Consider the following 23,224-nt stretch of genomic DNA (forward strand, 5'->3'; position numbering starts at 1 on the left):
CGTTAGCGCCTGGGGTGGGATTTTTCGGTGTTTTCGAGTGTGGGCCGCTCCCCCGCTGTTCTGGTGAGCCTTTCGATGTGCCCGGGTGCGCGCGGTGGGGGCCGGGATCGGGAATGCTGGGGGTATGAGTGGTGATGGTGTGTCGGTGGAGCAGGCGATCGAGCGGTATCTGGTGGCCAGGCGGGCGGCTAAGCCGTCGCCGCACACGGTGGCGGCCTATCGGCGTGACCTGGTGGGGGTTTTGGGGTGTGTGGGCCAGGTGTTGGGGCGTGAGCCTGCCGGGGTGGGGTTGGGTGAGTTGGAGGCGGGGGTGTTGCGGGAGGCGTTCGCGGAGTTCGCTGAGGAGCGGGCGGCTTCCAGTGTGTTGCGGGCCTGGTCGACGTGGAACGGGTTTTTCGCGTTCTGGGTCTCGGAGCGGGTGGTGGCCGGTAATCCGATGTCGGCGGTGCCGCGTCCGCGGGTGAAGCCTTCGGGTCCCAAGCCGTTGATGGGTGAGGACACTCCTGAGCGGTTGTTGGAGGCGTTGGCGCGGGGGGCGCGGCGGGCGCGGGATCCGTGGCCCGAGCGCGATCTTGCGGTGTTGGCGTTGGCGTTGTTGACGGGGATGCGGTCGGCGGAGATGTTGTCGTTGCGGGTGGAGTCGTTGGGTGGGCGGCCCGGGGAGCGGCGGATTCGGGTGGTGGGTAAGGGCGGTGGTGAGCGGGTCTTGCCGATCGAGGTGCCGTTGGAGGCTTTGTTGGAGGCGTATCTGGCTTCGCGTCGGGTGCGTTTTGACGCGCCGGTGCGGGGTGCGGATCCGTTGTTGGTGGACAACCGGGGTGAGGGGTTGCGTCGGGGTGGGTTGCAGTATCTGGTGAAGCAGTGTTACCGGTATGCGGGGGTCAATGACCGGGTGGCGCGGGGGACGTTGGTGCACGCGTTGCGGCACACGTTTGCCACGCGGTTGGCGGAGGATGGTGCTTCGGTCACCGAGATCATGCATTTGTTGGGGCATTCGTCGGTGACGTCGTCGCAGGCCTATATCGAGGTGACGGCCAGGGCGCAGCGGGAGGCGGCTTCGTCGAATCGGACCTATGGGGTGTTGCGGCGTCTGGCGGCTGATGGTGTGGGTGGTGAGGGGTCGGCGGGCCAGGGTGGTGGGTGAGCGGGGGTGAGCGGCGGCTGGGGGTTGGTGTGGGTGCTGTGGTGGTTACGCTGAGGGGCGTGAACCAGTCGAGTTTTGTAGTGTCCAGCGTCAACGTCAACGGGTTGCGGGCGGCCGCGAAGAAGGAGCCGGGGTTCGTTTCCTGGTTGTCGTCCACGGAGGCGGACGTGGTGTGTTTGCAGGAGACGCGCGCTGAGCCTGATCAGCTTTCCGCGGAGGTGCTCGCACCCCAGGGGTGGCATGTGGTGTTGTGTCCGGCGCAGGCGAAGGGGCGTGCGGGGGTGGCGATCTATGCGCGTGCTGAGCCGGATGAGGTGCGGATCGGGTTCGGTGAGCAGGAGTTCGCGGACGCGGGCCGGTATGTGGAGGCGGACTTCGGTGAGGTGACGGTGGCCAGCCTGTACCTGCCCTCGGGTGAGGTGGGCACTCCGCGTCAGGAGGAGAAGGAGCGCTTCATGGAGGCGTTCTTGCCCTATCTGGTCAAGCGGCGCGCTCAGGTGGAGGAGCGGGGGCGGTCTCTGGTGGTGTGCGGGGACTGGAATATCGCGCACACCGAGGCGGATCTGAAGAACTGGCGCGGTAACAAGAAGAACTCGGGGTTTTTGCCCGAGGAGCGTGCGTGGTTGTCGCGGGTCTTCGATGAGGCGGGGTATGTGGACGTGGTGCGTTCGCTGTTTCCGGACCAGGAGGGCCCGTACTCGTGGTGGTCCTACCGGGGTAAGGCCTTCGACAACGACACGGGTTGGCGTATCGACTACCAGGTGGCCACGCCTGGGTTGGCGGGGCGGGCGCTGTCGGGTGGGGTGGAGCGTTATCCCAGCCGTGAGGGGCGTTGGTCCGACCACGCCCCGGTGACGGTGGCCTACGGGATCGGGAAGTAGGGGGCAGGTCATGGGTGTTCCGATCGTTTTGGCTCACGGGTTGCGGTCCTCGTCGAGTATGTGGCGGCCGCAGGTGGAGTTCTTGGAGGCGCAGGGGCGCACGGTGGTGGCCCCTGACCTTCCCGCGCACGGGTCGCGTCGGGGTGAGGAGTTCTCGGTGGGGCGCGCGGTGGATACCGTGCTGGAGGCCATCGACTCGGTGGGTGGGCGGGCCCTGTTGGTGGGGTTGAGCATGGGTGGTCTGGTCTCGATCGCGGCGGCCGGTGCGGCCCCGGGGCGGATCGCGGGGCTGGTGGCGGCCAGTTGCACGGCTCAGCCCGACCAGTCGTTGGCGCAGGTGTACCGGATCCCGTCGGTGTTGATGGAGCGGTTGCCGGACAAGGGTGCGGCCGTCAATGAGCGTTTTCACCGGTTGACGTTGCGTGATGGTGCGGCTGACGCGGTGGTTGATGGCGGGTTGGCGGTGGAGTCGGCGACGGCGGTGATCGATGAGCTGGCCACGATCGATGCGTTGTCGGCGTTGTCGGCCTATCCGGGGCCGGTGTGGTTGATCAACGGGGCGCGGGACCACTTTCGGATCCATGAGAAGGCGTTCTTTGACGCGTGTGCTGAGGGGCGGTTGGTGAATGTGCCGCGGGCCGGGCACATGGTGAGTCTGGACCAGCCGGTGAACTTCTCGCGGATCGTCTCCGACGCGGCTGACGTGGTGGGGGTGCGTGAGGCGAGGGCCGGGTTGGAGCCGGGCGCTCAGGTGCCGGGTGTGGTGGATTCGCCGCCCTCGGATGTGGAGGATGAGGTGGCGGCCGGGGTGGACTCGGTGGCCACGGTGGATCCTGAGGGGCCCTGACCGGTCGGTGCCTGGGGCATGCGGGGGCGGATGGACGATGAGGGGGCGGTGGGCCGTGGGGCCCGCCGCCCCCTTTTTTTGTGGTGGGTGGGGTTCAGGGTTGGTGGGTGGGGTCGTCGGTGTGGGTGCGGGGGCGGGGTGGGGCGGCGATGGCCTGTCCGGGGCGGGGGCGTTCGGGCAGGCGGAAGAAGATCATGGGGTTGTGGGGGGAGGTGCGTACGGGGGTGTCCAGGCCGAGTTCGGTTTTGAGGTCGTTCAGGGCTTGGTGGTGGTGGGGTGCGCGGGCGGCTGAGGCGGTGAAGTAGTCGGTGGTGTTGTTGGTCAGCCACTTGAGGACCACGGCTCCTTCGGTGAAGGGCAGGGCGTAGCGCTGGTGGAAGACGTCGTGGACGCTGACGGGGATGTGGGCGGGCAGGGTGGGCAGCAGGTGGTGGATGTACCAGCGGGCGAACCAGCCGTTGTGGGCGGCGTCGATGAACAGGTAGTCGGTGTCGGTGGGGATGTGGGTGATCTTGGCGCGGACGTCGCCTTTGGTGAAGGTCCAGCGGTCGGCGGCCAGGTGTTCGGGGACGTGGGTGGTGGCGTGGTCGACGATGTCGAAGGAGTGGAGGTGGCCGGTGCCGTTGTCGCGGAGGGCGGAGAGGATCCAGGAGGTGGACCAGCCGTAGTAGGTGCCGATTTCGACGACGTTGGCGGGTTGGTGGTGGCGTAGGAGCAAGTAGGTGATCTCGGCTTCGAGGTCGTCGAGTTGGGGGGTCATGGCGGGGTCGGCGTCGGCGTGGAGCCTGCGTTGTTGGTCGCGCACTTTGGCCAGGTCGTCTCGGTGGGTGCGGTAGAGGGTGCGGATGAGGTCGAGGTCGATGGCTGTGGGCGCGGTGGACATGGTGTTCTCCCCCGGATGTGCTGGTCTGAACCGCCTTTGAGTGCTGAACGTAACAGTGTGGTTGCTGTGTGTTGGTGCTTTGGTGGGTGTGTCGTGGTTTTCAGGAGGGGTGGTGGGGGTTGCCGGGGCGGATGAGGCCGGAGTCGTAGGCGGCGATGACGGCTTGGGTGCGGTCGCGGACACCGAGTTTGGTGAGGGTGTTGGACACGTGGGTTTTGACGGTTTGGAGGCCCAGGTGCAGGTGGGTGGCGATTTCGGCGTTGGTTAGGCCTTGGGCGATGAGGGTGAGGGTTTGGGCTTCGCGTTCGGTGAGGGTGGCCACGGCTTGGGCGGCGGGGGTGGGTTGGGTGGGTTGGGTGGCGGCCATGGTGCGTAGGGCTGTGGGGAAGAGCAGGGTGTCGCCGCGGTGGACCAGGCGGATGGCGGCCAGGATGTTTTCGGGTGGGGTGCGTTTGAGGAGGAAGCCGTGGGCTCCGGCGCGGAGTGCGCCCCAGACGTAGTCGTCGTTGTCGAAGGTGGTGACGACGATGACGCGGGGTGGATGGGGTGAGCGTTGGAGGGTGTGGGTGGCTTGGATGCCGTCCAGGCCGGGCATGCGCACGTCCATGAGGATCAGGTCGGGGCGGGTGCGGCGGACCAGGTCGGGTACGTCGGCGCCGTCTGCTGCTTGTCCGGTGACTTGCATGTCGTCTTCGGCGTTGATGAGGGCGGCTAGGCCGGCGCGGATGAGGGCTTCGTCGTCGACGAGGTTGATCCTGATCACGGGGTCTCTTTCCAGGTCAGGTGGAGTGTGGTGTGGAAGTGGGTGGTGGTGGGGCGGGTGGTGAGGGTGCCGCCGATCAGGTGGGCGCGCTCTTGCATGCCCTGGATGCCGCGGCCGCCGGTGCGGCGGCGCCGGTGGGGTTTGGTGGTGCGGGGTGGGAGGGGGTTGGTGATGGTGAGGGTGAGTTGCCCGGGGGTGGTGTGCAGGGTGAGGGTGAGGGGTTGGTGGGGTGCGTGGCGTAGGGCGTTGGTGAGGGCTTCTTGGGCGATGCGGTAGGTCTCGCGTGAGAGCAGGGCGGGTACTCGGGTTGCGTCGCCGTGGATGTGGCAGGTCAGGTCGGTGCCGGTGTGTTGGGTGGCTTGGGTCAGGTGGGTGAGGTCGCCCAGGTCGGGTGGGGGTGCGGTGGGGGTGGGGGTGTCTTGGCGTAGGAGTCCCAGGGCGTGGTCGAGGTCGGCGGTGGCGGTGCGTGCGGTGTCGGCGATGTGGGTCAGGGCTTGGCGGGCGAAGTCGGGGTTGGTGTCGATCAGGCGGGCGGCGGTGGCGGCTTGGAGGGTGACCACGGACAGGGCGTGGCCCAGGGAGTCGTGGAGTTCGCGGGCCAGGCGGTTGCGTTCGGCCAGGCGGTGGGCGTGGGTGTGGGCGGCGGCCAGGCGGTCGGTGGGGGTGGGGCCGAGGAGGTGGGGTGCTGCTTTGGTGAGTAGGTGGCCGGTCAGGGCGATGGTGTAGATCAGGGCGAGGACCCAGGTCAGGGCTAGGGGTGGGCCCCACAGGGGGTGGGTGAGGTGGCCGTAGCCGAAGAGGGTGAAGGGGCCTTGGGCGATGGGGTGGGGTTGGGGGGCCAGGGGTGCGATGGCCAACAGGGCGGCTTCGGTGAGGGCGACCATGGTGGCCAGGCAGGCGGCCATGCCCAGGGTCAGGTGGAGGTGGAGCCAGACGGTGGTGCGCCATCGGCTGGTGGTGGGGGTGGGGTCCAGGGGGGTGAGGAGGGCGCGGGCCAGGTGGAGTTGGCCGGTGCGGGTGGCGGTGATCAGGGCGGTGGCGGTGATGAGGGTGGTGCCGATGAGCAGGGTCAGGGCCCAGAGGGTGGGGTCGGCGGTGGCTTGGGCTGCGGTGGTGGGGTTGGGGCTGGTGAGCAGGGTGCTCAGGACCAGGGCGGCCATGAGGTAGGGGATCAGGAGTGCGCCGCCGATGATCAGGTAGGCCCAGCGTTGGTAGGTGTGGGCGCTGACCAGGGGGTGGAGTGTTCTGGTCAGGGGGGTGGTGAGGTGGCGCATGGGTGGATCGTGGCACGGGCGGGTGGGTGTGCGCCTCCCCCTGGGGTGGGAGGGCGTGGCGGCGGATGGGTTTGGTCACCTTGGGGATGGGGTGGGGGTGGTGTGGTGTTGCACCAGGCGCGACACACACTTGGGGTTTTCATGGTGTTTTCTGCCCCCGGGTGTGGTGGATGACCTAGCTCACATTCGTAGGTTCATGGGCTTTTTGCTGGGGCCAGTGAAAAATGTGATGAACCTTTCGTCCTATGGTGGGGCCCGTGACACGCAGTGAAACGTCGTCCGAAGAGACGACCCCAACAGAAAACGGGTCGGGGCTGGCACACTCGCTACGCCGCCGACACATGGCACTGATCGCGATCGGCGGATCGGTGGGCGCCGGGCTGTTCATCGGCTCAGGCGCGGTGATCCAGACCGCGGGACCCGCGGCGGTTCTCTCCTACGCGTTGGCTGGAGCCCTGGTCTTCTTGACACTGCGGGCTCTGGGCGAGATGGTCGTGTCGGTTCCGGCCGGAGGCTCCTTCTCCGACTACGCCCGCCTGGCGTTCGGGCCCCGGGCCGGGTTCACCATCGGCTGGGTCTACTGGTGGATGTACGCGGTCCTGGTGGCCGCGGAGTCGGTGGCCGGAGCCGCCATCCTGAGCCAGTGGGTGGATGTGCCCGGCTGGGCCCTGGCATTGACCGTGCTCTTGACCATGACCGTGGCCAACCTGATCTCGGTCAAGGTCTTCGCTGAGACCGAATCCCTGTTCTCCCTGGTCAAGGTCGCCACCATCGTGGCCTTCCTGCTGGTGGGCGGCCTGTACGCCTTCGGCCTGTGGGCCGGTTCCGATGGCTCCACGGTCACCAACCTGTGGGAGCTGGGCGGGTTCGCCCCCAACGGATGGATCGCGGTCCTGGGCGCCACCGTGGTCGTCCTGTTCGCCTTCGGCGGCGTGGAGATCATCACCATCGCCGCCGGTGAGAGCGCTGAACCCGAGCGCGGGGTGGCCTCGGCCATCACCAACGTCCTGTGGCGCATCGGCCTGTTCTACGTCGCCTCCATCCTGGTCGTGGTCATGGTCGTGCCGTGGAACTCCACCGAGCTCAACCGCAGCCCCTTCGTGGTGGTCATGGAGACCGTGGGTATCCCCGGTGCCGCACTGATCATGGAGATCGTGGTCCTGATCGCGGTGCTGAGCGTGCTCAACGCCGCCATGTACACCTCCTCGCGGATGCTGTTCATGCTCACCCGCCAGGGCGACGCCCCGCGCGTGCTCAAGGGCACCAACCGGCGCGGGGTGCCGGTGCGCGCCATCTTGCTGGGCACCGTGGTCGGCTACGCCGCGGTGGTCGCCGACTACCTCTTCCCCGGCCAGGTCTTCCCGTTCCTGGTCGCCTCCATCGGCGCGATCCTGCTGGTGTTGTTCTTGACCATCTGCGCCTCGCAGCTGGTGGTGGGCTCCCGGGTGCGCCGCAACGCCCCCGAGCGGATCACCCTGCGCATGTGGGGCTTCCCCTACCTGACCTGGGCCACTCTGCTGGGGCTGGCGGCGATCTTCCTGGCCATGGCCACCCTGCCCGAACACCGCCAGGCCCTGTGGGCGACCATCGCCTCCATCGTGATCGCGGTGCTGGCCTACGAGGCACGCCGCCTGTTCGGATCCACCAGGCCCAGCCGCCACGTGCTGGGTGTGGAGGGTCGGGCCACCCCCGAGGAACTGGACCGCATCGCCGGAACCGGGGCCGCAGCCGTGGCGGCCCCGGCCGCCGACGGTGGCCACAGCGGCGGCCCGGACGGTGAGGGGGCCGGGCACTCCCCCGACCGCTAGGGCAACACCCCCCGGCCCCACCCACCGGGGCCGCTCCCCCACCAGGGGCTCCCACAACCAAGGGCTCCCACAGCCAGGGGAGGAAACACCTCCCAGAGCCCTGACGGACACCCGTGGCGCCGTCCCCCACCCGGGGGCGGCGCCACGGTGCGTTCAACGCGAGTCCGGTGACCTTTCAGGCGCCCGGTTCAGGGTCGCGGTGCGCGCGCCTGGCGGGCACGTCGTTGCCGAACAGCTCCAACAGCTCCCGCTGGCCGAACATGCGGGCGCTCTCGCGCGCCGAGGGGGTGCCTGTGTCGGGGTCGGCGCCTGCTCGCACCAGGGCCCGCACGATCTCGTCCTCGCCCTTGAAGACCGCCCCGGCCAGGGGTGACTGGCCGCGGTCGTTGAGCCGGTCGGGGTCGGCGCCGTGCTCCAGCAACAGTTCCACCACGGGCAGGTGGCCGTGGTAGGCGGCCAGCATCAGCAGGGTGTCGCCGTGGTCGTTGGCCAGGTTGGCGGGCAGCCCTGCCTGGAGATAGGGGGCCAGTTTCGGGGCGTGGCCTGCGCGGGCGTGGCCGAACAGGCGGGTGGCGAGTTCGATGACCTCGGGGTCGTGTTCTGGTTGGCTCACGCTGGGCAGCCTAGTGCGGTTCCGGGGGTTTGCCAGGCGGGTGGTGCGGGCGTGCCGCACACTGGTGTCCGAGATGGCCGATGTGGGGCTCATAGTGCTGATCTTGGTTTTTGTCGCTAAGGTTCTGCGCAACCCCTGAGAGGAGCACCCCCGTGCGACATGTTGTCGGCTTCCTGTCGGGCCTGATCCTGGGTCCAATGCTGCTACTGGTGACCGGCTGGGCGTTCGCTCACCTGCGGGGCCTGCACGCGGCTGGTACGAGTGTGCTGCAGGGCAGCGGCCCGGTGGCGCTGGCCGGCCTGGTGGGCCTGGGCCTGTTGGTGGCCCTGGTCACGGTTCCGCCGCGGATGACCCCGATGCTGCCCTTCGCCGCCGCGCTGGTTCTGGGCGGGGCGAGTGGGACCGCTCTGGTTCGTATGCACCTGTTGGAGCGGTTGCCGGTCCTGCCCGGGACGGAGGGCGCCCTGACGCTGTTGCCCCTGGGTGTGTTCGTGCCCCTGACGCTGGTGCTGTTGGCCCCCTTGTTCGTGGGCACCCGCTGGGTCCGTGAGGAGGAGGGCCCTACGGATGAGGACTACTTCGACGGCCTCTACGACGAGGACGATGAGGGCGGGGCCCGTCCCCGCAGCTCCACCCGGGCCGAGCCGGTCCCGGCCCACCACGAGCCGCGTCACCGGCTGGAGGATGACCACTGATCCCGCCTCACAGGCGAGGGGCCCGGGGGTGAACTGCGGTGCTGCGGTGGGGCGCTCCACCTTCTTGACCCGCTTCGCTGCGACGGTGGTGGGCGGCTGTCGGGAAACGGGACAGGTGCGATCCGGGGTGGCCAACGGGCCCCCAAAGGGGCCCAACGGTAACTACCAACGGCAACGGTAACTGCCCCGGACTTCGGCCGGTGCCCTCCCCAGCCCGGTGCCCAGCGGCTGGCCGTGTCGCGGCCGCTCACTACCCCGGACGGGAAAGCGGCAGCGACGGCAGCGGGCTCCTCACCTGCGCGGGGACCGGGTCGCGTGTCGCGGCCGGTCACGCGTGCCATCGGACCAGCCGGTGGCGAGGGTGGAGTTCAGCGCTGGGGCCCTGGCCCCGGGCCAGCCGGGGTGTCCGTCACCCACACCTGGGGGTGTCCGCTGCTTCCAAACCCCCCCTCACCCCCGGTGATCTTGCTACCAGGGGCAAGTTCGGCACCGAACTTGCCCCTGGTAGCAAGATCATCTTCGAAAAGAGGGCCGAAACCGGGCCCAGGGGCCCGGCCGGGCCGCTGGTGGTGTTCGCCAGCACGCATGACCGGCCGCGACACCCGCCCCGATCCCCGCGGGCCTGGGGAGACCGGGACCGTCACTTCTCCGGGCCCCAACGCCGCGGATCCGCCACAGCACCGTGAACTGCTCCCGGGCCCCTCACCTGTGAGGTGCGGGTGCCCGTGGTGCTGGGCTCAGCGCCAGGTGGGGCCCCAGGCCGAGCTCTGGGAGACCCCGCGCGGCATCCGCGGCAGCCCGGTGGAGGTCGTGTTCGGGTTGGCGGCGGGCGGGGCCTGAGCGCCGGTGTCCTCGGGGTCGGGGCCTTCGGGCCCTTCGGGTTCCTCGGCCTCTGCGGTGTCAGGGTCCGGTTCGGTATCGGCCACCACGGGGATCTGGGCGGTCAGTCCGTCGCCTGGCTGCCCACCGGTCTCGTGAGCGGCTTCGAAGGGGTTCTGGGGGCGGGCGCGGTCCTCGAACGTGAACTCGGGGCCGGTGGTGACCGGGGCAGGCGCCGCGATGTCGGGCTCGGGCTCGGGCTGGGGTGGGGCGTCCCCGGCCCCTTCGGGCGCGGGGGTCTGCTCGGCCGCGGGCGGCTCGACAAGGGGTTGTGGAGTCTGGAGCGGTGCCTGGTCCTCAGCGTGCTCGGCGCTGGCCTGGGCGGAACCCGCCGTGGCGGAGCTGACCGCATCAGGGTTGAGGGCCTCGGGTGTCGCCGGTGCCGGGCCTGCCGCCTCGCTCGCGCTCTGGGGGTCCTGCGCGGCCTGGGCCTTGGCCTCGGGTAGGAAGCCGCGCACGCGCTGGGCGTCGGGGGCCGGTCCGGGGGGCTGGAGCACCACCGGTTCGGGCAGGGGCGTGTGGTCCTCGGGGTCGGGGATGGCGGGCTCGGCCGGGGCCACCCGCTTCCACCACAGCTCGGCTTCCTCGCGGCTGAGTTCGGATTCCACTTCCAGCCAGCCGCGCACGTGCATGTGGCGTCGGCCAGCGGTCCAGGAGCGGGGGTAGGGCTGTTCGTCCAGGACCAGGACGTGTTCGCCGTCGACGGTGGGGATCTCGGCGGGCACGCCCTCGTTCCACACCCAGGAGCCGTCGTGGGCGACCATGTTCCACCAGCCCCACACGGTTTGGGCGGTGGGGTCCACGGGGCCGTCGCGGAAGGAGGCGGTCCAGCGCGGGTCGGGTGCCTCGCCGCTCAGGCCCTGGCCGTTGGGGCCGATGAGGGCGTCGGCCAGCAGGGTGTGCAGCTGGAAGTTGTCGCCGATGCCGTCGAAGAGCACCCGGAAGGCGCGGCTGGAGGCGCGGTCCATGACCAGGGCCGAGGTGGCCTCGGCCATGCGTAGCAGGGCGCGGACCTCGTCGAACTCGGTGAGCAGGTCGCTGAGCTGGTTGGCGATGGCCACGAGTTCGGCGTGCAGGGAGGGGTCGCGGCGGATGTGGGCGCGCACGCTGGATTCGCTGAGCATGGTGCGGGCGGCCAGGCCGTGGCGGCGGATGGTCCACCAGCACATGGTGGCGGCTGGGGCGTCGGGGCCCAGGTCGGCGGCCACGCGCGCTTCGGCGTCGGCGGTGACGGCGTCGGGGTCGGGCGGGGTGCCGCCGCCGGTGCGTTCCCAGGCGCGGACGAAGACGATGGCGCCCTTGCCCATGGTGCGTAGGCGGTGCAGGGTCTCGATGCCGGCGGGGCCGGGGTCGGTGCCCATTTCGACTAGGGCGCCGGCGACCACGGACAGGTCGGCGATGATGCCGGGGGCGGCGTGGTCTCCGGAGAGCAGGGGGGTGAGGGCCTCCAGGGCCAGTTCCCGTTCGGAGGCGGGGATCTGGGAGGCCAGGAGGTAGACCTTGTGGACGGCTGGTGGGAACTGTTGGGGGTCCGTGGCGACGGAGGCGTCGATCAGTTCTTGGAAAGCCGCGCGAAACTCGTCGACCATGGGTCCGTCCCCTTTCTCACGCAACCAACCTAATGTCTCATCAGGGAAGGATCGCACTTTAACTGGCTGTATCAGGTGTTACTGGTGTGTTTGTTGGTGATTCGAGATGGGGCGGTTGCCGGTGAGTTGCCGGACCACCTCCCCTGGCGGGGGCTCACAGCCCCAGTCGGGTGACCGCGTTGTCCTCCAGGGGGTTGGCGGTGCGGATGTAGTCGTGGACGGTCTGGGCGTTGGTCCATCTGCCCTGGCGCATGATCTCGCGGTCGGTGGCCCCGCCCAGGGCGGCCTGGGTGGCGAAACCGGCGCGCAGCGAGTGCCCGCCGAAGTCCTTGGGGTCCAGCCCGGCCCGCTGTGCGTAGCGTTTGACCAGGTCCCCCACGGCCTTGGCGGACATGGGGCGCTCGGCCAGGCGTCCGTGCCGGTCCACCCCCGGTAGCAGGGGGCGTCCGGTTCCATCTGACAGCTCCAGGCGCCCCAGGCTTTGGCAGGAGTGCGCGGGTGCGGCCTCGGGCGCGGGCAGGTTCTGCAACCACTCGCGCACCGCTCCCGCTCCCCCGTCGCGGTGCACCACCACCAGCTGCGACCAGTCGGCCAGGGCGCACACCGGGCAGGTGGCGCGGTGGCGGCCGCGTGGCAGGGCCACCCGGTGGTTGGCCCGCCCCTCCTGGTCGGTTTTGGTGGCCCACAGTGAGATCACCAGGGTAGGCGCTCCGGAGTCGGGGTCGATCCGCAGCTGAAGGTCGTCGAAGCTGAGCCCCGCCAGTTCCGAGCGGCGCAGCGCCCCGGCGAACCCGGTCAGCAGCAGCAGGGCGTCGCGCCTGCGGGCCACTCCCCCGGGGTACCCCTCGGCCGGGCGCACCGCGAGCAGCGTCTCCAGTGTGCTGAGTACCACAGGGGCCTTGCGGTGCGGGCGTGCCTTGCGGGTGCGCGCGATGCCGCGCAGGGTCATACGTACCACCTCGGCGCGGGTGGGCGAGTCCAGGCCGTGGGCGCCGTGGACCGCGGCGATCGCCGCCGCCCGGCGTTTGAGGGTGGCCGGGGACAGGGCCCAGCGGGCGCCGTCCTCGGTGCGCTGTTCGGCGCAGGCGGCCAGGTAGACGGCTACGTCCACCGCGTCGGCCGGCAGGGAGGTGCGCTCCTCGCTCAGGCACCAGGCGCTGAAGGAGGTCCAGTCGGCGCGGTAGGCGCGCAGGGTCGCCGGTGACTGGGCGTTGGTCAAGAATCGGCCCAGGGTCTGGGCCTGCTCGGTGTCGAAGCGTTCGCGGACCCTGGCCAGGGCGCGGGTGTCCACGAGCACGCTGTGATCCAGGTGCTCCAGGCGGGCGCGTACGGGTGCGGGCAGGGCGAGCTGGGCCCGGGGCGCTGCGGGGTCGTCGGGGTCGGTGGTGTCCACGGGTTCCATTGTGACCGGTGCCCGCGCCCGCGAGTGGCAGGCGGGGCGGGCGGGGCGTACTCGGGTGGGCTCTGGTGCGGCCCCGCAGGTGCTGTGCGGTACCGGTGTCCGGTGCGGGTTGCGTGCCGCGGCTGCGGTCGGAGCGGCCGGATCAGTCCGGGGCGGGTGCGACGGTACCGAGCAGGTGGGCGCTGAGCGCTTCCCACAGTTCCACGGGTGGCACCACCAGGAGCAGTAGTCCCACCGACAGGGCCAGGGCCACGGTGAAGGCGATCGCGGCCATCTTGCGGCGGAGCACGGCGGCGGTGACGGCGCCCACGGCCGGGACGAGCCAGGCCATGATCAGGAACCAGACCAGGGCGGTGCCGATGGCGCGCACGGCCTCGGCCTGCTGTTCGGCGAGCAGGGCCGGGTCGACCATCGCGCCCGGCTCCATGATGGCCGGGTCGGCGGCCATCTCGAAGGCGTTGAGCGCGGTGAAGAGCAGGGCGGTCAGCGCCAGCGGGCTCCCCAGGGCCCACAGCACCCACAGGGTCACCCACAGCACGGTGACGCGCCGGTCGGGCGGTTCGGTGAGGGCGACCGGGGTACGGCTCACCGGCCGTTTCTTCGGTGTCTGCCCGGGTTCGAGGCGGCCCGCCTGCGGGGGGTCGCCCTGGTGCTCGGCGCCCGGAGCGGGCCTTGGGGTCCCCTGCTGGGGTTTGCGGCGGTTGCGTTTCTTGGGTGACACGCCCGGGAGCCTACCCGGCCAGCCCGAACAGGTGGATGACCACCACGAACACCACGGGCCAGACCAGCAGGGCCAGCGCCCACAGGGCGGCCTTGCGGTCGCCCGCCACGGTGGCCACGGCCGCGGCCAGGAAGGGGATGCCCACGGCAGCGCCGAAGGCCAGGGTGAACCATTCGGCGGCCGAGCCGGCATGGGAGTCGGCGTCGATCCCCATCAGGTAACCGAGGGGGCCCAGGACCAGGGCGAACAGGGCCAGGATGGCGACGACGACACGGATTCCGGTGGGGTGGCGGGTGTTGCGGCCACCGCCGGGCGGGGAGGGACGTTCAGACACGGGGGCCGTGGTGCCTTTCGAGAACGGGTGGCGGACCAGGGCGGCCTGGCCCCGCTCTTCGGGTGCGGGGCGGGCCTTGTGGGGCAGGGCACAGCCCGCTCGCGAAAGGCGCGCGGGCGCTCGCGGTCGGGCGTTTGGTGCTCCCTAAAACGTACTCCACCTGGGAGGTGTCCGAAACCCTGGGAGGGGGTGGGCCAGGCGTGGTTGCCCGTGCTCGGGTCAGTGGTCGGGCCAGGGCCGGGCGGAGCTGACCAGCCCGGTGAAGGAGGCCAGCAGGCGGAGTTCGTCGATGGTGCGCGGGGCGGTGGTGAGCAGGTCGGGTGAGTGCACCACCAGGGCTAGGAGTTGGGCGCGGGAGAGGGCGACGTTGAGGCGGTTGCGGTCCAGGACGAAGGAGGGGCCGCGGCTGGTCTCGGCGGCGTTGGAGGTGGTCATGGAGCAGATGACGGCGGCTGCTTCCTGGCCCTGGAATTTGTCCACGGTGCCCACCCGTACCCCCTCCAGGGCGGGGGTGTCCTGCTGGGCGCGGGCCAGGGCCTGGCGCAGGGTGCGCACCTGCAGGTTGTAGGGGGCCACCACCAGGATGTCCTGGCCGGTCAGCGGGCGCGGGCCCTGTTCGGGGTCGGTGGTGAGGTGTTCGGCGACCAGGCGGCGGGCCGCGGCCACCACCTGCTCGACCTCCTCGGGGCTGTGGGTGGTGCGGCCGCTGTGGTGGACGGGGTCGGTGTACACGCCCGGGGTCAGGGTGGACAGGGTGCGGTGGGCGGTGGAGGGGTGGGCTTGCAGGCGGCCCTGGTAGGACAGGGCCGAGACCGGGGCGCACACGGCAGGGTGCATGCGCCGGGTCTGGTCCAGGAAGTAGCCCAGGGCGGGGTCGATGATGGCTGCTTGGCCCATCAGGTGTTGCAGGGCCGAGGCGTCGGCGCCCTCGGAGTGCACGCCCTGGACGACCTGGGGCAGTTGTTGGGGGTCGCCGAGCAGGACGAGGTTGTGGGCCGAGGCGGACACGGCCAGGGTGTCGGCCAGGGCGAACTGTCCGGCCTCGTCGATGATCATCACGTCCAGGGGGTCGGCGATGGTGTCGGCGCCGGACATGCCCCAGGCGGTGCCGCCGATCAGTACGGGCTGTCCCTGGGCGGCGTTCTTGGTGCGCCAGTTGGCCAGGACCTGTTGGCTGGAGGGCTGGTACCAGGGGGCGTCGGGGTCCTTCTTGCCGCCGCGGGGGCGTTTGGCGGCGGCCACGTTCAGGCCTTGCTGCCCGGCGGCGCGCAGGGCGGCGCTCATGACGTTCTCCACGGCCTTGTGGCCGGTGGAGCACACGCCCACGCTGCGGCCTTCCTTGATCAGGTGGGTGATGAGCTGGGCGGCCAGGTAGGTCTTTCCGGCTCCGGGTGGGCCTTGGACGGCCAGGTAGGAGTGGTCCAGGCGGTCCACGGCGCTGATGGCGGCGCCGATCAGGTCGCCCTCGGCGGCTTCGGGGAGCGGGCCGGGCGGGTTCAGGCGGGGCGGGATGCGGCGCAGGGCGTCAAGGCCCGGGTGGCGGGGCCAGGTGGGTAGCTCGGCCACGGCGGTGTGGGCGACCGTTTCCAGGGCGCCGTCCTTGGGTTTGGGGTCCACCGGTGAGCCGGGCAGCACCGCGACGGGGGCGCGGGAGGAGACGTCCTCGGGGGCTGCGGTCTCCAGCAGGGTCAGGGAGTCGGGTTCGGCCTTGGTGACCTTGGCGGGGCGGGTGGTGGCCCCCTGGCCGGGGGCGCCGGGGTGGAGCAGGTGCACGCTCTCGCCCAGGGTGAAGGGGTTGGGGTGGGCGCGGTCCAGGCGCATGGCCACCTCGCGGCGGGCGTTCTTGCGCCGGCCGGTGGGTTCTTCCCACTCGCCCACGTGGACCTGCCAGGGCACCGCGCAGTTGCTGTCGGTCTCCAGGTCGGTCAGGGGTGCGCTCTGGCGTTGGAAGTGTTCGCGCCAGGGCGGGGTGTTCTCGCGCTGGTAGTAGCCGACCAGGGCGGCTAGCGCGGCTCGGGGGTGGTCCTCGGGGGTGCGCTGGGCCGGGTCCTGGGGCACCTGGTCCAGGAGGGGTTCGGTCAGGGCGGCGTGGCGTGCGGCCTTGTCCGCGCGCCGTTGGGCGCGCTCGGCCTCCTCCTCGGAGAGTTCGAACTGGATCAGGGGCCGGTCGGTGATGCCCTGCTCGGTGCGCCTGTCCTCCAACCAGTCGCGCAGGCGTGCGGTGGAGCGGCAGTCGTCGCGGTTGTAGTCGGCGATGTCGGCCAGCACCTGGGCGGCGGCCCGGATGTCGTTGGCCTCGCGGGCGGCCAGGTAGGCGGCGTAGGCGTCGATGCTGGAGGTGGCGGTGGTCACCCCGCCCTGGCGTGAGGTGTCCAGGTAGAGGGGTTCCAGGTACTTGATGGAGTAGGAGCGCTGGGACACGCGCAGGCTCTTCTTGACCACGGTGAACAGGTCGATGAGGCGGTTCTCCCGCAGTAGCCGGTCGACCTGCTCGGTGCGGGTGTCGAACTCCGAGCTCAGGTGCTTGAGCCGGTCCACCTCGTAGGAGGCGTAGTGGTAGATGTGCGCGTTCTCGTCGGCGTCGATGCGTGCGGTGGCGAAGTCGACGAAGTCCTCCAGGGCCTTTTTCTCCTGGGCGCGGTCGTGGGCCCAGAAGGCGTGGAAGGTTTCGTGGCCGCTCGTGTCCTCGGTGGTGGCGCCGAACAGGTACTCCAGGCCGCGCTCGCCCTGGCGGGAGTGGTAGGGGTAGCCCTCCATATCGAAGAAGACATCGCCCGGGCTGGGGGCGGGCAGGGCGGCCAGCCCGTCGGGGGCGAAGACCTCGGCGGTGACGGTGCCCTGGGGGTTGGCGGGGGTGCGGGTGGTGTCCTGGCGCACCTGCAGGGCGGCCTGGGCGCGTAGCTGGTCGAAGGAGCGGCGCGGCAGGGTGGCGGGGCGGGCCTGGTCGGGGGCGCAGGCCAGGGCGTCGATGGTGGTCAGGCCGGCGTCGGTGAGTTTGGCGGCCTGGTCGGTGCGCAGCCCTGCGACCAGGGACAGGTGGCGGGCGGCGGTGCGTCCCTGGGAGCACCAGGTGTTGTAGCCGCAGCCCTCACAGGCGGGGCGGGGTTGGCCCCAGGTGGGGGTGGGCAGTGCCGGTTCGGTCGCCAGGTGGGCCAGCAGGCGGTCGGTGATGGTGGTGAGGATGGGGGTGAACTCGGCGGTGGGCAGGGTGTGGGTGCGGCTGTCGCCGGTGAGCAGGTGCATGTGCTGGGGGGTGCGCCCGTGCAGGACGGCCACGGCCTGGGCGTAGGCGGCTAGTTGAACCACGGCGGAGGGGCCGGGGCGGCGGGCGAGTTTGGTGTCCCAGGGTTCGTAGGTGAAGGGGGTGGGGGCTGGGGAGCGGGGGTCGCCGGTGGCGGGGTCCACATCGGAGCGGATGAGGAAGTCGGCGCGCCCGTGGAAGGCCACACCGTCGGTGAGGGGGTGGTGGAAGGAGGCCTGGTAGATGACGGGGGCGCCGGCGTTCATGGCCTGGGCGGTCTGGTGTGCGGCGCGGGCCAGGGAGTGGTCGTCGGGTCGGGGTTCCTCGACGCGGATCAGGTCGTCGCCGAACAGGGCGGTGAGGCGTTCGAGTTCGGCTTTCTCGTGCAGGTCGCCGTGGCGGGCGATGAGGTCGTCGACCTTCTCGGGGCGGGGTGCCCCGGTCAGGTTCGCGGCCAGGGCGCTCTTGAGGGCGCTGCGGTGGTCGCACTCCAGTGTGTCGACGAGGTCGGTGGGCGAGACGACCCAGCCGGTGGTGGTGCGGAACAACGCCCGACTCCCCTTGGTTGTGTGGTGGTCGCGGAGGCTGCTTGGCCTGTGGCGGTGGTGATGGGTGGGGATTGTGCCACGCCCGGGTGACGTGCGGGGGCTCACACACGCGGGTGGGCAGGGGGTGGTGTGGGGTGCGGGTGTGGGCCTTGGGGCTGGATTCTACGCGGGCTGTGCGGGAGGTGGTGGCTGATCGGCGCAGGTGGGATCGGGGCGGGGCAAGGTGTTGGGCCCGCGCAGGGGGGGCGGTGCCTCGTGGAACAGCGGGTCGACCCACCCGGCGGTGTCTCGCCCGTGGGCCGGGGGTGGTGCGGAGGGCAGGTGCAGGAGAGGACGACGCGCCCCGGACCGGGTGGTCCGGGGCGCGTGCGCGTACGTGGTGTGCGGGTGGCTAACCCACGACCTCCCAGGCGACGGTGCCCACACCGGCGCCGGTGCCGATGATCTCGTCGAAGGCGGCGGTGGACAGGTCCAGGCAACGACCGGCGATGAAGGGGCCGCGGTCGTTGATGCGTACCGTCACCGACTTGCCGTTGTTGGGGTTGGTCACCTTGACCATGGTGTTGAAGGGCAGCGTCTTGTGCGCGGCCGTCATGCCGTAGGTGTCGAAGGTTTCGCCGTTGGCGGTGGTGGCGCCGTGGAAGCCGTCGCCGTAGAAGGAGGCCTCACAGGTGCCGCCCTGGCCGGTGCCCTCGGATGCGCCCTCGGAGGTGCCCGAGTCGTTGGAGGGGGCCTCGGGTTCGGGCTCCTGCTCTTCTTCGGGTTCCTCGTGGATGCCTGAGCCCGAGGCGGTCAGGGCCTGGGGCGCCGCGGCCTGGGAGCGTTCCTCGGTGCCCTCGGCCGGCTCGGGGGCCTCCTCGATGTCCTGCACGCTCAGGGTCTGGGTCTGGGCCTGCGGGATCCCGGCTGCGCTGGTGGCGCTTTGCGGATCGCCGCCCGAGACGATGACGGCCGCCGCCGCGGTGCCGCCCACGACCAGGGTCAGGCTGGCGGCCGAGGCCACGACCAGGGCGCGCTTCTTGCGCGAGCGTGAGCGCGCCGCGGCCTGGCGCGGGCCCACGGCGTGAGCGGCCTCGGTGGCCGCTTCGTACTCGGCCGCGTACTCGGCCTCGTGGTCGCCTTCGTAGTGGGCCTGGGGGCCGTCAGCGGGTGGGATCTGGGGCTCGTGTTTGCCCACAACACAGTCCTTCGAACGGGAACAGGGGCGTGGCGGTCGCCTCCCGGCGTGGTGCCGGGCAGGGCGTGGTGCGCCAGGTGGTGCGGGCCCCGTGTGAAGGGTGGGGCCGGGCGCGCCGGAGTTGGGACCGCCGGTGGCATCGCACGGGGTCTGAGCGCAGAGCCTAGGGGTAACGCGAGAGTAACGGTACCGGAAAGTGCCGCTTTGTGTAACTTGTCACCCGCTGACCTTGACTTTGCGCAGCTCAGGGCGGCGCGGGGGAATCCCTTGGGGGAACAGGACCGCCGCCGGATCGGGCAGCTCCAGACCGCTGAGCTCGGCCACCGCCCTGGACAGGGTGGGGTTGTCCAGGTGCCCGCCCACGGCGTGGATGAGCGTGGTCATGCTGGCCAGGGGCGGCGCTCCCAGGGCGGCGCTGGCATAGCGGGCGGCCACGGCCGGGGTGCGCGAGGCGCCCGCCCAGCAGTGCAGCAGCACCCGCTTGCCCTCCGCCCGCAGTCCCGCCACCGCCGCGGCGGCCTCGTCCAGGGTGAAGTGCAGGTTGGAGTTCTTGCCGGGGGTGTCGTGCAGCCACACCCGAACCCAGTCCGGTCCGGCCAGGTGGGGTGCGTCGCCGGGGTGGGTGCGGCACAGCGAGACGGCCGCGTCCACACTGCCTGGGTGGGTGCGTAGGTAGTCCAGGTTTCCGAGCAGCACCTGGGGGTCCAACGGGTGGGGCACGGCGAAGGGCGGAAGGCGCTGCTCGGGCCGGTCCCGGATGGGCCGCTGGGGCCACCGGTCGGGATGAGGGCCCTGCAAAGCGACCAGGGCGGCGCTGGTCAGCGCGTGCGGATCGGTGTGTTCGCTCAGCCTGCGCAGGGCCTGCAGAGGAAGGGCCGAGCACCCCCACCGCGCCCCGGCCAGGGCTCCGGTGTACATCGCGGCTAGGTCACCGCGGGCGTGGTAGGCCGACCAGACGGCCTCCACCAGGTGCGTGCAGGCAAAAGAGCTCTGGGCGGGATCGTGCGCGGGCTGGGGGGTGCGGGTCAGGGCCTGCCAGGAGGCGCCCAGGGGGTCGTTGGTGGTGGTGTGTTCCAGCTCGGGTTGGGTGGCGGGCGCGGTGGCGGTGAGCACCAGCGAGCCCAGCACCCCTACCCAGGCGCGGTGCACCGGGTCGGCCACACCGGCATCGGGGCCGTTGGCCGGGGTCAGGGGTGGGGCGGCCGCGGTGGTGGTCAAGGCGGTGGGCGGGTTGGTCGCCGGGGCGGTGGCGGTGAGAGCGGTGCGGGTCAGGTGGGCCAGCAGCGCGGCTTCGTCCCGACCGGGGGTGCCCGGGGCGAGGGCGGCGGCGGTGAAACGGTGGGCCAGGGCGGTGGGGGCGCCGACCAGGGCCGCGGCGGCCACCGCACCCAGCAGGGCGCCGACGGCGCGGTCGTGGGTGGGCTCCTCGACAGGGCGCGAGGGGGTGGGTGCTGAGAGCACGGCTGTCCTCTACGAAGGGGGTGAGACCGGGTGGGGAGGGGCCGACCGGGGCGGGGCCGGGCCGGGCCCACCGGTGGTCTTCCCTGTAGAGGTGGATTTTGCCCGTGGATGGCTGATTGTTGCCGATTGTGGCCATAGGTGTGCACTCGGCGGTCCCAGCGGGCACCGCCCGCTCGCCACGCCCCTGCCCTCGGGGCCCCGGTGCCAACGGCGGGGTAGGTCGCAGGGCAGGAGCCCCACGCGCTGTGAGTACGGACAGCGTCCACCGGGCCGCCTGGGTTTCCTATGGCAACGGTTTTTCGTATCGGGTGACCGGGTGCCAGGTGCAACCCGGGCCGAAAGTGGCCTGCCCGCGCGGGTGGTAGCCGCGTTGTTCGTAGTAGGCGCGCAGCCGGTGGTTGGTGGACACGCAGTCCAGGCGCACGCAGGTGTGGTGGTGGTCGCTGGCCCTGCTCTCGGCCCAGGCCAGCAGGTGAGCGCCAAGGCCCTGGCCGGAGGCGGATCTGTCGACCATGAGCCCGTGCACGTAGGTGGCGCGCACTGAGTCCGAGTCGGGCCAGATCTGCGGGTCTTCGGTGAGCAGGCGGAGTGCTGCCAGCAGGGGGCCACCGGGCGCAGCACCCACCACTGGGCGCTGCGGACCTGTTCGGTGATCTGTGCCTGGTCCACCTCCCCCGCAACCCACTGGGTGATGCCCTGGTTCTGCTGCCAGCGGGCCAGGGACTCACGCAGGGCGTGGATGGCGGGGGCGTCGCCGGTGCGCGCGAGGGCGGGAGGGGCGGGTCGGGGTGAGGGGGGTGGGCGCAATGGCTTCTCCTGGGGTTCTGGTTCTTGGAAGGGGTGGGGCCGTGGGGTGGATGCGCGCTCGATGTTCCCCGGGTGCCGGACTTCGGGGTTCTGCGTTCGTTGTCCTGAAGCGGGTGCGCGCCCCTGATTTCCATCCGGGCTCCGGGCTGGCGGGGGCGCTTGGGGCATGCTGAGGCGGGCGCCAACGGAGCTTTTCCCGAAATCAAGGAGACACCAGAACCGGGTCGTTCCGCCACCGTGGGCGGGCCGGGCTGTGGATAACCAGCTCTCCTGCGGGGGCGTGGGGGCCGGTGGCTTTGGGGGCCTGCTTGATCCGCTCACGGGCCCAGGCGGCCAGGGCTTGGGCGTTGGGTGCCAGCTTCGGGCCGGAGAAAACCCGATCGGATTCGGGGTTCGGGCTGCGCTGGAGAGGGTTGAAGCGTTGGACTCCATGACCAGTCGCCTTCCTGCTTTGGGCAGGCAGATAGTCATAGTCGACAGACCTGTTTACGCAGGCGCCGACCACAACCCGACCAGGTGTTGTCAGCACCGGTTCGGGTTTTTTCTTGTGGCGGTTCAACCTAGCGAGCCGAACAAGAGTTCGCAGGGCTTTCTTTCAAATCCGCTCACGCGAGAGATCCGAGGAACAATCCGCAAGCCCAAAACGCGGGACTCGCCCCACTCGGCCCGTTGTGCGAAAGCGCCCCTTCCGCACAAAACGGCCCTCCGTCGAAACGAAGGACCGCCGGGGGATCTGAGGTCAACGGGTCTGGGAACGCACCCCGCCGAGCAGAGCCGCCCACTCCTGCGAAGCGAAGCTCAGATGCCCGGCCTCACGGTTCTGGGTGTCACGAACATCCGCACCGGCAGTGCCCTGCCGAGCCTCCACACAGTTGGCCCCACCGTCAGAGTAGGTGCTCTTATGCCAGGTGGATTTACTCATCGTCCAACTTCCTAAGCTCCGCCTTCAGCCTCGTCAAGGTGGCTTCAGGACCCATCGCCGTTCTCTGTAGGACGGCGAACTGCATCCGCCGGTTCGCTGTCTCCGTGGTGTTGGTGACGAGCTGGCCCTCACGAGCGCTTTCGGCAAACATGACATCCGGGAGAGACTTCGTGGTGATCAGCTTAAAGGGACCAGAGGCCTTGGGGTGTGGGGGTGCGTCCATGGGGTCAGCTGCAAGGTGACCCTGCCACTCTCCACCAATCCAGTGACAAGCGACAGCTGTTCGCGCGTGGTTTCCGACCCGCCGTAGCGCCGGTACAGAAGTGCCTCGTCAGCGACCAGCCACAGTCGCGGTTGCTCTGTATCCGTGAGCCGCTGCGCGTGCACCGCTCTGTCCCGCGCCCGGGAACGGACCTCATCCGCCGATAGCCACTGGGCGCCATATCTGATGAGAGCGTGCGCTTACGCCTCCGTCTGGAGGTGGGCCGGCCACACGAGCACCAGGTACTCGTAGACGGCGGTGGCAGCATCAATCAGCTCGGCGACTTCCCGCTTCCATGCCTCACGGCCATCGCCGGTCAGCTCTTCCCAGATTCGGGCCAGATGCCCCTTGCCCAACTCTCGGTCGGAGGGCGCCAAGTACTGGGCGCACGTGTTCACCGAACTCAAGAACCGTGGTGTGGCCGACGTGCTCATGCTCGTGGCCGACGGGATCAAGGGCATGAGCGAGGCGGTGGAGTCGGTGTGGCCGCGCACGGTGGTGCAGACCTGCATCGTGCACCTGCTGCGCAACAGCTTCCGCTACGCCTCCCGGGCCGACTGGGAGAAGGTCGCCAAGGCGCTCAAGCCCGTCTACACCGCCGCCACCGAGGAGGCCGCTCTGGAGCGGTTCTCCGAGTTCTGCGAGGAGTGGGGGGACAAGTACCCGGCGATCGTGCGGTTGTGGGAGAACGCCTGGGCGGAGATGGTGCCGTTCCTGGCCTTCGATGTGGAGATCCGCAAGATCATCTGCACCACGAACGCGATCGAGTCGATCAACGCCCGGATCCGCCGCGCGGTCAAGGCTCGGGGGCACTTCCCCAACGAGCAGGCCGCGCTCAAGTGCGTCTACATGGCGTTGATGGCTCTGGATCCGAAGGGGACCGGGCGGGCCAAGTGGAGCGCGCGCTGGAAGAAGGCGCTGAACGCGTTCGATCTGACCTTTGATGGCCGGTTGACCGCGACACGCCGCTGAC

At 70.5% G+C, this 23,224-nt stretch carries 19 protein-coding genes and 2 pseudogenes; 6 read left to right on the top strand and 15 right to left on the bottom strand.

All coding sequences use genetic code 11. The features are described 5' to 3' along the window. The first annotated feature begins 124 nt into the window (after window positions 1-124). From HNR07_RS06635 to HNR07_RS06645, 3 genes are all read left to right on the top strand, one after another. On the top strand, window positions 125-1,144 hold the full coding sequence (locus HNR07_RS06635) for a tyrosine-type recombinase/integrase (protein WP_184363276.1): 1,020 nt from the start codon (window positions 125-127) through the stop codon (window positions 1,142-1,144). 80 nt (window positions 1,145-1,224) lie between these two features. Then, a complete protein-coding gene (locus HNR07_RS06640) occupies window positions 1,225-2,025 on the top strand; it encodes an exodeoxyribonuclease III (RefSeq protein WP_312893639.1) in 801 nt (266 codons plus the stop codon). Between the two features lie 10 nt (window positions 2,026-2,035). Beyond that, window positions 2,036-2,872 carry an alpha/beta fold hydrolase gene (locus tag HNR07_RS06645; RefSeq protein ID WP_184363282.1) on the top strand — a complete coding sequence of 279 codons (837 nt, stop codon included), beginning with the start codon at window positions 2,036-2,038 and terminating at the stop codon, window positions 2,870-2,872. A 94-nt stretch (window positions 2,873-2,966) separates the two neighbouring features. Here HNR07_RS06645 and HNR07_RS06650 read toward each other — a convergent pair whose 3' ends face one another. From HNR07_RS06650 to HNR07_RS06660, 3 genes are all read right to left on the bottom strand, one after another. Then, entirely contained in the window at window positions 2,967-3,755 is a 789-nt protein-coding gene (locus tag HNR07_RS06650) for a class I SAM-dependent methyltransferase (RefSeq protein ID WP_184363285.1), read from the bottom strand. Between the two features lie 100 nt (window positions 3,756-3,855). After that, window positions 3,856-4,518: a response regulator gene (locus HNR07_RS35485; protein WP_184363288.1), complete on the bottom strand. Its 663-nt coding sequence runs from the start codon at window positions 4,516-4,518 to the stop codon at window positions 3,856-3,858. After that, complete coding sequence (locus HNR07_RS06660) at window positions 4,515-5,792, bottom strand: sensor histidine kinase (protein WP_184363290.1); 1,278 nt, start codon at window positions 5,790-5,792, stop codon at window positions 4,515-4,517. Before HNR07_RS06660 ends, HNR07_RS35485 begins: the two co-directional genes overlap by 4 nt. Window positions 5,793-6,133: 341 nt before the next feature. On the opposite strand from HNR07_RS06660, the gene HNR07_RS06665 reads away from it, so the two are divergent. Beyond that, window positions 6,134-7,600: an amino acid permease gene (locus tag HNR07_RS06665; protein ID WP_184363293.1), complete on the top strand. Its 1,467-nt coding sequence runs from the start codon at window positions 6,134-6,136 to the stop codon at window positions 7,598-7,600. A 175-nt stretch (window positions 7,601-7,775) separates the two neighbouring features. Here the strand turns inward: HNR07_RS06665 and HNR07_RS06670 are convergent, their stop codons facing one another. Continuing rightward, complete coding sequence (locus HNR07_RS06670) at window positions 7,776-8,213, bottom strand: ankyrin repeat domain-containing protein (RefSeq protein WP_312893640.1); 438 nt, start codon at window positions 8,211-8,213, stop codon at window positions 7,776-7,778. A 152-nt stretch (window positions 8,214-8,365) separates the two neighbouring features. Here HNR07_RS06670 and HNR07_RS06675 point away from each other — a divergent pair, with 152 nt between their 5' ends. Continuing rightward, a complete protein-coding gene (locus HNR07_RS06675; protein ID WP_184363299.1) occupies window positions 8,366-8,908 on the top strand; it encodes a hypothetical protein in 543 nt (180 codons plus the stop codon). Window positions 8,909-9,645: 737 nt separating this feature from the next. Here HNR07_RS06675 and HNR07_RS06680 read toward each other — a convergent pair. The 11 genes and pseudogenes from HNR07_RS06680 to HNR07_RS34765 form a co-directional block, all read right to left on the bottom strand. Continuing rightward, complete coding sequence (locus tag HNR07_RS06680) at window positions 9,646-11,376, bottom strand: hypothetical protein (RefSeq protein WP_184363302.1); 1,731 nt, start codon at window positions 11,374-11,376, stop codon at window positions 9,646-9,648. Between the two features lie 154 nt (window positions 11,377-11,530). Continuing rightward, window positions 11,531-12,778, bottom strand: coding sequence for a site-specific integrase (locus HNR07_RS06685; RefSeq protein ID WP_184363305.1), 1,248 nt, complete (start codon window positions 12,776-12,778; stop codon window positions 11,531-11,533). A 142-nt stretch (window positions 12,779-12,920) separates the two neighbouring features. Continuing rightward, window positions 12,921-13,499, bottom strand: a complete 579-nt coding sequence (locus HNR07_RS06690) for a hypothetical protein (RefSeq protein WP_184363308.1) — start codon at window positions 13,497-13,499, stop codon at window positions 12,921-12,923. Between the two features lie 10 nt (window positions 13,500-13,509). Further along, window positions 13,510-13,833, bottom strand: a complete 324-nt coding sequence (locus HNR07_RS06695) for a hypothetical protein (RefSeq protein ID WP_184363311.1) — start codon at window positions 13,831-13,833, stop codon at window positions 13,510-13,512. Between the two features lie 219 nt (window positions 13,834-14,052). Continuing rightward, entirely contained in the window at window positions 14,053-17,622 is a 3,570-nt protein-coding gene (locus HNR07_RS06700; RefSeq protein WP_184363314.1) for a TM0106 family RecB-like putative nuclease, read from the bottom strand. 391 nt (window positions 17,623-18,013) lie between these two features. Then, window positions 18,014-18,799 (bottom strand): septal ring lytic transglycosylase RlpA family protein, encoded by a 786-nt coding sequence (locus HNR07_RS06705; protein ID WP_184363317.1) that lies wholly within the window; start codon window positions 18,797-18,799, stop codon window positions 18,014-18,016. A 216-nt stretch (window positions 18,800-19,015) separates the two neighbouring features. Next, on the bottom strand, window positions 19,016-20,260 hold the full coding sequence (locus tag HNR07_RS06710) for a protein-tyrosine phosphatase family protein (protein WP_184363320.1): 1,245 nt from the start codon (window positions 20,258-20,260) through the stop codon (window positions 19,016-19,018). Window positions 20,261-20,543: 283 nt separating this feature from the next. Further along, the gene (locus HNR07_RS34750; protein WP_312893641.1) at window positions 20,544-20,885 is read right to left on the bottom strand and encodes a GNAT family N-acetyltransferase; all 342 of its coding nucleotides are present in this window, start codon (window positions 20,883-20,885) and stop codon (window positions 20,544-20,546) included. Between the two features lie 921 nt (window positions 20,886-21,806). Beyond that, window positions 21,807-21,989: a DUF397 domain-containing protein gene (locus HNR07_RS06720; protein WP_184363324.1), complete on the bottom strand. Its 183-nt coding sequence runs from the start codon at window positions 21,987-21,989 to the stop codon at window positions 21,807-21,809. Next, window positions 21,982-22,439, bottom strand: a pseudogene (locus HNR07_RS36060) (Scr1 family TA system antitoxin-like transcriptional regulator). Before HNR07_RS36060 ends, HNR07_RS06720 begins: the two are co-directional and overlap by 8 nt. 12 nt (window positions 22,440-22,451) lie before the next feature. Beyond that, entirely contained in the window at window positions 22,452-22,607 is a 156-nt protein-coding gene (locus tag HNR07_RS34765) for a hypothetical protein (RefSeq protein ID WP_246420163.1), read from the bottom strand. A gap of 10 nt (window positions 22,608-22,617) precedes the next feature. On the opposite strand from HNR07_RS34765, the pseudogene HNR07_RS06730 reads away from it, so the two are divergent. After that, window positions 22,618-23,223, top strand: a pseudogene (locus tag HNR07_RS06730) (IS256 family transposase); the annotation flags it as partial. Window position 23,224: the final 1 nt, after the last annotated feature.

It is taken from the genome of Nocardiopsis metallicus, from assembly GCF_014201115.1.
In the GTDB taxonomy this organism is placed as follows: Bacteria; Actinomycetota; Actinomycetes; order Streptosporangiales; family Streptosporangiaceae; genus Nocardiopsis; species Nocardiopsis metallicus.

Bases quoted from the DNA above. Each gene is read 5' to 3' on its own strand.
- HNR07_RS06635 (WP_184363276.1), top strand. From the start codon at position 125: ATGAGTGGTGATGGTGTGTCGGTGGAGCAGGCGATCGAGCGGTATCTG.
- HNR07_RS06645 (WP_184363282.1), top strand. From the start codon at position 2,036: ATGGGTGTTCCGATCGTTTTGGCTCACGGGTTGCGGTCCTCGTCGAGT.
- HNR07_RS06650 (WP_184363285.1), bottom strand. From the start codon at position 3,755: ATGTCCACCGCGCCCACAGCCATCGACCTCGACCTCATCCGCACCCTC.
- HNR07_RS06660 (WP_184363290.1), bottom strand. From the start codon at position 5,792: ATGCGCCACCTCACCACCCCCCTGACCAGAACACTCCACCCCCTGGTC.
- HNR07_RS06665 (WP_184363293.1), top strand. From the start codon at position 6,134: ATGGCACTGATCGCGATCGGCGGATCGGTGGGCGCCGGGCTGTTCATC.
- HNR07_RS06680 (WP_184363302.1), bottom strand. From the start codon at position 11,376: ATGGTCGACGAGTTTCGCGCGGCTTTCCAAGAACTGATCGACGCCTCC.
- HNR07_RS06685 (WP_184363305.1), bottom strand. From the start codon at position 12,778: ATGGAACCCGTGGACACCACCGACCCCGACGACCCCGCAGCGCCCCGG.
- HNR07_RS06720 (WP_184363324.1), bottom strand. From the start codon at position 21,989: ATGAGTAAATCCACCTGGCATAAGAGCACCTACTCTGACGGTGGGGCC.